The organism is Streptomyces flaveus (genome assembly GCF_014647675.1).
Lineage (GTDB): Bacteria > Actinomycetota > Actinomycetes > Streptomycetales > Streptomycetaceae > Streptomyces > Streptomyces flaveus.
Genome location: NZ_BMPQ01000004.1, coordinates 468849 through 478025, shown reverse-complemented (window position 1 = coordinate 478025; position 9177 = coordinate 468849). Strand labels below are relative to the sequence as shown.

Annotated in this window: 8 protein-coding genes; 4 read left to right on the top strand and 4 right to left on the bottom strand. The window is 69.5% G+C overall.

Annotated elements, in window-relative coordinates; translation table 11 throughout:
* Positions 1-12: 12 nt before the first annotated feature.
* The gene (locus IEZ21_RS11610) at positions 13-2004 is read right to left on the bottom strand and encodes a DUF1996 domain-containing protein (protein ID WP_189321853.1); all 1992 of its coding nucleotides are present in this window, start codon (positions 2002-2004) and stop codon (positions 13-15) included.
* A 228-nt stretch (positions 2005-2232) separates the two neighbouring features.
* Here IEZ21_RS11610 and IEZ21_RS11605 point away from each other — a divergent pair, with 228 nt between their 5' ends.
* Positions 2233-3114, top strand: a complete 882-nt coding sequence (locus tag IEZ21_RS11605) for a class I SAM-dependent methyltransferase (RefSeq protein WP_189321773.1) — start codon at positions 2233-2235, stop codon at positions 3112-3114.
* Between the two features lie 19 nt (positions 3115-3133).
* Here IEZ21_RS11605 and IEZ21_RS11600 read toward each other — a convergent pair whose 3' ends face one another.
* A complete protein-coding gene (locus IEZ21_RS11600; RefSeq protein ID WP_189321772.1) occupies positions 3134-4318 on the bottom strand; it encodes a GDSL-type esterase/lipase family protein in 1185 nt (394 codons plus the stop codon).
* A 73-nt stretch (positions 4319-4391) separates the two neighbouring features.
* A complete protein-coding gene (locus tag IEZ21_RS11595) occupies positions 4392-4961 on the bottom strand; it encodes a TetR/AcrR family transcriptional regulator (protein WP_189321771.1) in 570 nt (189 codons plus the stop codon).
* Between the two features lie 219 nt (positions 4962-5180).
* Between IEZ21_RS11595 and IEZ21_RS11590 the strand changes: the two genes are divergently transcribed.
* Positions 5181-6065, top strand: a complete 885-nt coding sequence (locus tag IEZ21_RS11590) for a Gfo/Idh/MocA family protein (protein WP_189321770.1) — start codon at positions 5181-5183, stop codon at positions 6063-6065.
* A 128-nt stretch (positions 6066-6193) separates the two neighbouring features.
* On the top strand, positions 6194-7558 hold the full coding sequence (locus tag IEZ21_RS11585; RefSeq protein WP_189321769.1) for an FAD-dependent oxidoreductase: 1365 nt from the start codon (positions 6194-6196) through the stop codon (positions 7556-7558).
* Between the two features lie 83 nt (positions 7559-7641).
* Here IEZ21_RS11585 and IEZ21_RS11580 read toward each other — a convergent pair whose 3' ends face one another.
* Positions 7642-8271, bottom strand: a complete 630-nt coding sequence (locus IEZ21_RS11580) for an NADPH-dependent F420 reductase (RefSeq protein WP_189321768.1) — start codon at positions 8269-8271, stop codon at positions 7642-7644.
* Positions 8272-8483: 212 nt separating this feature from the next.
* Here IEZ21_RS11580 and IEZ21_RS11575 point away from each other — a divergent pair, with 212 nt between their 5' ends.
* A complete protein-coding gene (locus tag IEZ21_RS11575; protein ID WP_189321767.1) occupies positions 8484-9158 on the top strand; it encodes a hypothetical protein in 675 nt (224 codons plus the stop codon).
* Positions 9159-9177: the final 19 nt, after the last annotated feature.

Sequence of the window (9177 nt, the reverse complement as noted above, 5' to 3'; positions counted from 1 at the left end):
CGACGAAAGGCGTCAGTACGAACTGCGCCTCATACGGCGCAACAGCACGAAGCCGGAGATCACGAGCACCGCTCCGGCCGCGGCCGGCCACAGCTGGGTACCCGTTTCGGCCAGAGAGCCGGAACCACCCTGCGGTTCGGTCTGTGCACCGGCCGCCTGATCGTTCCCGCCCGCGTCCGACGCCTGGTCCGAGTAGTCACCTTCACCACCACTGCCACTGTCGTCCGAGCCCTGAGCCGGTGACACGTCCTGATCGCCCTGGGCGGGCGAGGGCGTCGCGTAGACCTCGGGGTTCGGGCGGCTGGCGGGCTCGGATCCGACCTCCGGTTCGGCGTCCGGCGCCTTCGTGGCCGGCTCCGGCGTGTCCTTGTCCCCGGCGTTGTCGCCGTTGCCACCGTTGTCGGCGTCCGCCTCGTCGTTCCCGCCGTTCCCGGCGTTGCCGCCGTTCTCACCGGACGCGTCGTCAGGGTTCTCCGTCGGCTTGTCCTGCGGCTCCTCACCGGCGCCCCCACCCGCGTCGCCGCCCACGCCGCACTTCCGGCCGGCGTTGATGCAGTCGACCATCTCCCCCATCAGGTCCTCGTCGAAGACGTTGATGAAGTCACCGTGGTCCGTGACCGGCTTGTGCACCTGCTCGGGGAAGGAGTCCACCGCGAACAACGGAACCGTACGACCGCCGTCGTTCAGGCTCGGCGCGTCGACGTCGTAGACGATGCGCTGCACCAGCTGCGGGATCGCCTGGAAGCCGTTCGCGCAGTTGCCGTTCGCGTCGGCGAACGCGACGTGGGTGCGGTGGTTCGCGCTGTCGATGTTCCGGCCGTCCCAGCAGCTCTGGAACTTGAAGGTGCGCACCACGTCACTGCCCTGGGGGCAGAGCGGGTACTTGTCCTTCAGCTGCCGATCCTCGAACCCGGTGCAGCTCCACGAGGCGTTGGCATTCGCGGTGCCGTTGACGAACGCCTTGGCGTCACCGGTGATGATGCGCAGCAGCCGCGGCATCTCGGTGACCTTGCTCTGCGGGTTGCCCACGAAGTCCAGGGTCACCTTCTTGGGCGTGACGATCTCACCGACGTTGCCCTCGATGCCGCCGCCCGGTGCATTCGCGTCCTGCTCCTGCACGCCGTTCTGCAGACGCAACACCGGCCAGTAATACGTGGACTTGTCGCCCTGGTCCACGCATGTCGTGTCGCCGTTCGCCAGGTCCTCGTCGCTCGCGAAGGCGTCGTTGGCCTGGTTGCCGACGTAGTCGTGGAAGTGGTGGGCGCCGTTGGTGACGCCGGGGGCCACGATCACGTTGTCCGAGTTGAACAGGCCGTTGGCGTTCACGCCACAGCTGGTGGTGAAGGTGCCGCGGGAGGCGTTGCTCTGCTGCTGCGGCTTCGGCACGTTGGGCTGCACGGTGGTGATGTCGGTGAAGTCCGCGGCCACGGGCGCGTTGGCGGCCTGACCGCCATTGCCGCCCTGCTGGTCACCCTGATCCTGGCCGTCCTGGCCCTCACCCTGGTCCTGGCCCTGTTCGTCCTGGTTGGCGTCGCCCGTGTCCTGGCCGTCGCCCGCCTGATCGCCGTTCTCGCCGCCGCCGGCCTCGTTACCGGTAGCGCGCAACGTACAGGCGGCAAGGGATTCAAGACCCTGCGGGCGCTCCCCCACACGCTCGATGGCGATCGCGATCCGGTCGATCGTCGCGGTCCGCTTGTCCTTCAGCGGATTCATGATCGCGTTGTCGGCGAAGCCGGCGTCCTGCTGGACGGCCTGCGCCGAGTTCTGCAGTCGCTGGTAGGCCTCGGCGATCTGCTTGTCCAGGAGGGCGAGTTGCTTGTCGACCTCCGCCCTCGCCTGGTCCGGCACCGCCGTCAACTTGGTTCCGACGTCCGGGCAGTCGATGGTGGCGGCACCCGAAGCCAGAACCTGGTCGGCCTGACTCTGCCCCGGCTGCTGACCCGAGCCGCTCTCGGTGGCCGTGGCGTAAACGTTCGCCGCTACCAGCGCACCTCCTCCCAGCATCAGCGCGACCGCCGCAAAGGTCGTGCGTCGTGCGCCCGTTGGGCGTCTTCGCGTGTTGCGTCTCACGGGAGTACTCCTACGGTTCGGCGGAGGCCTGACATGACAATCCCCTGCCCCCATACGCAGCCGAGCCCCGCCGTGTTCAAACGCCCCACAAATTCATAGAGACCTCTCACAAACCAGTCACCCGGACGACCTACATCAGGGCACACACGCCACCATGAAGGCATGACGGATTCGACGGACATCCCGGCCGGCCCGCCCGCCCCCGACGATGTGGTGAACTCCCAGCAGGCCGCGGCCTGGAACGGTTACGAGGGCCGGCACTGGGCCGACCACCAGGACCACTACGACGCCCTCAACGACGGGGCCAACACCCCGCTCCTCGACGCGGCGGCCCTCGCGCCGACCGACCGCGTTCTCGACATCGGCTGCGGCAACGGCCGCGTCACCCGCCTGGCCGCCGACCGCGCCGCGTACGCCCTAGGCATCGATCTGTCGGCGCCCATGCTGGAGCGGGCGCGGGCGAGCGCCGCCGCCGAGTCCCTCGGCCATGTGGAGTTCGTACGGGGCGACGCGCAGGTGTACGGCTTCGAGGAGGCCGCGTTCGACGTCGCCGTCAGCCGCTTCGGCATCATGTTCTTCGCCGATCCGGTCGCGGGGTTCGGCAACATCGGACGTGCCCTGCGCTCGGGCGGGCAGCTCGCCTTCGTCTGTCCGCAGGAGTTCGCGCGCATGGACCAGTCCACGGTGTTCGCGGCGATCGGAGAGCACGTACGGCTGCCGGAGGTGTCCCAGTCCACCGGCCCGAGCCCGCAGGCCTTCGCGGATCCCGGCCACACCCGTCGGGTCCTGGCCGACGCCGGCTTCGACCACGTGGCCGTCGAGGGCGTCGATGCTCCGCAGTACTGGGGCAAGGACGCCGAGGACGCGGCCTGGTTCCTCTTCGGCTTCGGGCCGCTGCGGCACTGGCTGCGCGAGGCGGACGCCGATTCCGCTACGGAGGAGCGTGCCCGGCGGGCCGCGGTGGAGGCTTTCGGCGCATATCAGGACGACAGTGGCGTACGGCTGATGGGCCGTTACTGGCTAGTCACCGCCGTACGCCCGTGACGTCCCGGAGTACGTGCCTTCACGCGCTGTGGTCAGCGAAGGGGCCGCCCGTGGTGAAGGCCCGCTCGGCGAAGCGTTCGCCGATGCGGCGGTGGGTGGCGGCGTCCGGGTGGAGTTCGTCGGGCAGGGGCAGTTCGGCGAAGTCGGTTTCGCCGTAGAGGTCGCGGCCGTCGAGGTAGTGCAGGTGGGGGTCGTCGGCGGACCGCTGGCGCACGATGCGGGACAGCTCTTCCCGGATGACGCCCAGCGTCAGTTTTCCGGTGGCTCGCTCGGCGGGGTCGCCGGTGGCCCGGAAGCGCAGCTCTCCGGCGGCGAGCGCGCTGAAGTCGAAGGCTGCAGGACCGGGCGTGTCCTCGTGGATGGGGCACAGGATGGGCGACACGACCAGCAGGGGTGTGGCGGGGTGGCCTTCGCGGATGGTGTCGAGGAAGCCGTGCACCGCCGGGGTGAAGGCGCGCAGGCGCATCAGGTCGAGGTTGACCAGGTTGATGCCGAGCTTGAGGCTGATCAGGTCGGCGGGGGTGTCCCGTATCGCGCGGGCGGTGAAGGGGTCGAGCAGGGCGCTGCCGCCCAGGCCGAGGTTGATCAGTTCCACGCCGCCGAGGGAGGCGGCCAGTGCGGGCCAGGTGGTGGTGGGGCTCGCGGCGTCGGAGCCGTGGCTGATCGAACTGCCGTGGTGCAGCCAGACCTTGCGGCCCCGGTCCGCGATGGGCTCGACAGGAGCGTCGGTGCGCAGGGCGACCAGTTCGGTGGTCTCGTTGTGCGGCAGCCAGATCTCGATGTCCTTGATGCCCTCGGGCAGGTCGGTGAAGCTCAGGGTGCCGGGCGGGCCTGGCTGGTGCTCGGCGGTTCCGGTGGTCAGGTCGATCGTCACGGTGTTGCCGCCGGTCACGGTGGCCTGGCTGGTCAGACGGCCGTCGACGAGCAGGTCGTATATGCCGTCCGGGCGGGGCGGGGCACCTACGTAGGTCCGTTTGGTGGGCAGCGTGTCCAGTTCGACGGCGGTGGCGCGGGTGCGGAAGAGCAGTCGTACGCCGGAGGGCTGGGACTCCACCATGGCGAGCTGCGGGTCGGCGCACTGGGCGCGGGCTCGGGCGGGCAGGCGGTGCGGCAGTACGCCGTGGGTGGTGGGCTCCAGGTCGAGGGCGCCGCGGAGGAGGTCCGAAGTGATGGGCGTGGTGGTCCAGTTGTGGTGGGTGTGCATGGCCTCCGCCTGTTGATCGGCATGGTCAGGTTGCTTGGATGTGCCACGTGGCGCGCGGTCTCCGCCCGGTGCTTCAGGGCCCGGGCCAGTTGCGCAGCAGCGTGTCGAGGGCGTCCAGGATCCGTGACCAGGATTCCTGTGAGTCGGGGGCGCTGTGGCTGAAGCCGCCGGCCGACTCCAGGCTGACGTAGCCGTGGAAGACGCTGCCCAGCAGCCGGACCGCGTGGGTCTGGTCCGGTTCCGTCAGGTCGTAGCCGCGCAGGATCGCCCGTGTCATCTGCGCGTGTCTGCCGCCGGCGCTGGCGGCCGCCGTCTGAGGGTCGAGCCTGAACTGGGCCGCGGCGTAACGGCCGGGGTGCTCCCTGGCGTAGTCGCGGTAGACGTTCGCGAAGGCCGCGAGGGCGTCCTTGCCGGCCCGTCCGGCCAGGGCGTCGGCGGCCCGGTCGGCGAGTTCTTCCAGGGCGAGCAGGGCGATCCTGGTCTTCAGGTCCTGGGAGTTCTTCAGGTGCGAATACAGGCTCGCGACCTTGACATCGAACCGCCTGGCGAGCGCGGAGACGGTCACCTGGTCGAAGCCGACCTCGTCGGCCAGTTCGGCTCCCGCCCGGGTCAGGCGTTCCGTTGTCAGTCCTACGCGTGCCATGCCCTTCCTCCCATTCGCCATAATCAATCATGCGGCTGCCTAATGCCTTTAGGCAAATTACGTGACTACCGCGAGAGACACCCACTGAGGGCAACCCGGCCTGGGACGACGGCTGGTTGCGCACCCTCAGGGCTCGCGTGAAAGGCTCAGCGCACACAGGCGGCCGGACGACAACCTGCCCCGGTCACCCCATGGCACGGCACGAGAAGAGGCGGCGGCATGCGCATCGGACTGCTCGGTACAGGACCGTGGGCCGAGATGGCCCACGCCCCCGCCTTGAGCGAGCACCGCGAACTGGACTTCGTGGGCGTGTGGGGCAGGCGCACGGACGCGGCCGAGGCCCTGGCCGAACGGCACGGGACACGCGCGTACGAGGACGTCGACGCTCTGCTCGCCGAGGTGGACGCCGTCGCGATCGCCCTGCCTCCCTCCGTTCAGGCCCCGCTCGCGGCGCGCGCAGCGCAGGCGGGATGCCATCTGCTGCTCGACAAGCCCCTCGCGGCGGGCGTCGAGGAGGGGCGGGCGGTCGTCGAGGCGGCCGGGGAGGCCGGTGTCGCCTCGGTCGTCTTCTTCACGGCCCGTTTCCAGAACACCACTGAGGCCTGGATCACCGAACAGGCCGCTCTGGACGGGTGGTTCACGGGACGCGCGGAGTGGCTCGGTTCGGTGTTCACCGGCGACAGCCCGTTCGCCGACTCGCCGTGGCGACGGGAGAAGGGGGGCCTGTGGGACGTCGGCCCGCATGCCCTGTCCGTACTGCTGCCGGTTCTCGGCGACGTCGAGCGGGTGGCGGCCGCCGCACGTGGCCCGAAGGACACCGTCCACCTGATCCTTCAGCACATCGGCGGGGCGTCGAGCACCCTGACTCTCAGCCTCACCGCTCCGCCCGCGGCTGCCGGGGCCACGGTCGAACTGCGCGGCAAGGCGGGAGCGGCCGTTCTGCCCGCGTCCGCTGAAGGACCGGTCCCGGCTCTGATCCGGGCCGCCGACGCCCTCCTCGCCGCTGCCCGCACCGGCCGTCCGCACCCGTGCGACGCCGCCTTCGGGCTGCGGGTGACGGAGATCCTGGTTGCGGCCGAGGCCCAGCTGACAGAGCCGCACTGACGGGGATTCCCCGTTTCCCATAAGGCTGCTTTATGAGGTCATAGGCCGGACCCTCGTACCAAGTAAGGTTTGCCTTAGTTTAGGGTTGCCGACGAGTTGCCTGTTCACCACTCGAAGGGAACCTGATCATGCCCCGCCCCCTGCGGGTAGCTATTGTCGGAGCCGGCCCCGCCGGGATCTACGCCGCCGACGCGCTGCTGAAGTCCGAAGTGGCCGCCGAACCCGGCGTGTCCATCGACCTCTTCGAGCGGATGCCCGCCCCGTTCGGCCTGATCCGTTACGGCGTGGCCCCCGACCATCCCCGCATCAAGGGCATCGTCAAGGCCCTGCACCAGGTGCTCGACAAGCCGCAGGTCCGCCTCTTCGGCAACGTCGACTACCCTCGCGACATCAGCCTGGACGATCTGCGCGCCTTCTACGACGCCGTGGTCTTCTCCACCGGGGCGACAGCCGACCGGGCGCTCGACATACCCGGCATCCACCTCGACGGCTCGTACGGCGCGGCGGACTTCGTCTCCTGGTACGACGGTCACCCGGACGTCCCGCGGACCTGGCCGCTCGAGGCGGAGAAGGTCGCCGTACTCGGTGTCGGCAATGTGGCGCTCGACGTGGCGCGCATCCTGGCCAAGACGGCCGAGGAGCTGCTGCCGACCGAGATCCCGCCGAACGTCCACGAGGGTCTGAAGGCCAACCGGGCTCGCGAGATCCACGTCTTCGGCCGCCGCGGCCCTGCGCAGGCGAAGTTCAGCCCGATGGAGCTGCGGGAGCTGGACCACTCCCCCAACATCGAAGTGATCGTCGACCCCGAGGACATCGACTACGACGAGGGATCGATCGAGACCCGGCGCGGCAACAAGCAGGCCGACATGGTCGCCAAGACGCTGGAGAACTGGGCGATCCGCGATGTCGGCAACCGGCCGCACAAGCTGTTCCTGCACTTCTTCGAGTCGCCGACCGAGATCCTCGGCGAGGACGGCAACGTCGTCGGCCTGCGCACCGAGCGCACCACCCTCGACGGCACCGGCAACGTCAAGGGCACCGGCGAGTTCAAGGACTGGGACGTCACCGCGGTCTACCGCGCGGTGGGTTACCTCTCCGACAAGCTGCCCAAGCTGCCCTGGGACGTCGAGTCGGGCACGGTGCCGGACAACGGCGGCCGGGTGCTCGAGGACACCGGCGCGCACCTGCAGTCGACGTACGTCACGGGCTGGATCCGGCGCGGCCCCGTGGGCCTGATCGGTCACACCAAGGGCGACGCCAACGAGACGGTCGCCAACCTGCTGGACGACCACGCGAACGGCCGCCTGCACACGCCCACTTCGCCCGCTCCGGACGCCGTGGACACGTTCCTCGGCGAACGGAACGTCCGCTTCACGACGTGGGACGGCTGGTACCGGCTGGACACCGCGGAGAAGGCGCTGGGTGAGCCCGAGGGCCGGGAGCGCGTGAAGATCGTCGAGCGTGAGGACATGCTCAGGGCGAGCGGCGCGTAGCGCTCAGGCCGCGCGGCCGGGCCGTTCCCCGTATGCAGGGGTGCGGCCCGGCCGCGCGGCGTTTTGCGTGCCGGGCGGTGGTGTCACACCGCCGATGAGCGGCTGACGACGTTGATGTTGAAGGTGTGGGTGCCCAGGCCGCCCGCGATTCCCATGAAGAGCAGGGCGAAGTGCTCCTGTCCGCGTGCGGTGGTGATGCCTCCGATGTCCAGCTGCGAGGCCGGAGGCCAGCCCAGGTCGCCGAGCAGCCTGGCCGTGGTCTGCTTGGCCGCGGCGCTGTTGCCGGACAGGAAGACGGTGCTCGGGCCGTCCAGGCCACCGGGGTCGGTCATCGCGGACGCGTCCATGGTGCACAGCGTCTTGACCACCAAGGTCTCGGGAAACGCTTCTTGAATCTGCTCGCTCAGACTGCTGTTGGGGTGGGACAGCTCCGTGAAGTCGTCGGAGAGGCCGACACCGACGTCGACGAGTGTCTTCCCGGCCAGCGCCGCCGCTCCGATCGTGGTCAGTACGTCCAGTGATGCCGTCCCCGGGGTCGCGTTGACCACCACTTCCGCATGTGTGGCCGCTTCCCCCAGACCGGCGACGGCGAAGCCCAGATCTGTACGCTCCTTCGGCCGACGCGACCCGAGTACGACCTCGTGCCCTGCCGCGGACCAGCCCGCTGCCAGTGCTCGGCCGACATTGCCCGTGCCCAGAATTCCGATACGCATGGTGTGACGCTAGGTCGCGGCCCTGTACCGGCGGATCGGGCTGCGGACCCAGGCAGGACCGGTACCAAGGACGTAGGCCCATCGCGTCTGACGTCAGCCTGCCGTCACTCGCGGGGAACAACCTGCTCCATCTGTACGTACCATCTCTACGCCGGTGCGCCCCGCAGCAGATGCGGCTCGCGAAGGACCAAGGACCGAGAAAGGTCAGCACCATGACTGAGAGCACTCCCCCAGCCACTGAACTCACGTCGCAGTACATCGCCCAGGTGGTCGGCGACCTCGACCGCAATGCCAAGGAACAGGAACGCGTGCGCGCGGAGATCAGCGCATTGCAGGAGCAGCTGCTCGCCCTGCAGCACGACCACACCGTGCTGGTGAACATGCAGCAGGCGCTGGGTGCGGACGCGCCCACTCAGCCCGCGCCCGAAGACGCCGCGACGTCCTCTCCTCCCCGGCAGAAGAGGCCCAAGTCCACGACCGAGTCGGGCACCGGCAAGCGGGCCCGCGCGAAGAAGGCCGCCACCGCACAGAGCGACAGGCCGGCGGCCAAGTCGGCAGCCAAGAAGCCGGCGGACAAGAAGCCCACAGCCAAGGCCGAGACCCCAACGTCCGTCCAGCCCACCCTCGTTGAACTCATCCGCCGTCATCTCCGCGAACAGAGCGAACCACGCTCCGCGGCGGAGATCGCCACCGCGCTCGGCGAGGCCCACCCCGAGCGTCGTATCAAGACCACCGTCGTACGCACCACGGTCGAAGGACTCGTGGCCAAGAGCCAGGCCCAGCGTACGAAGCAGGGCTCGTCCGTCTTCTACACCGCCCCGGACGCACCGGCGCCGTCGGAGCCGGAGGCGCCGGCACAGACCGAAGCACAGCCCGCCGGGAACTGACTGACGGGCCACCGTCTGC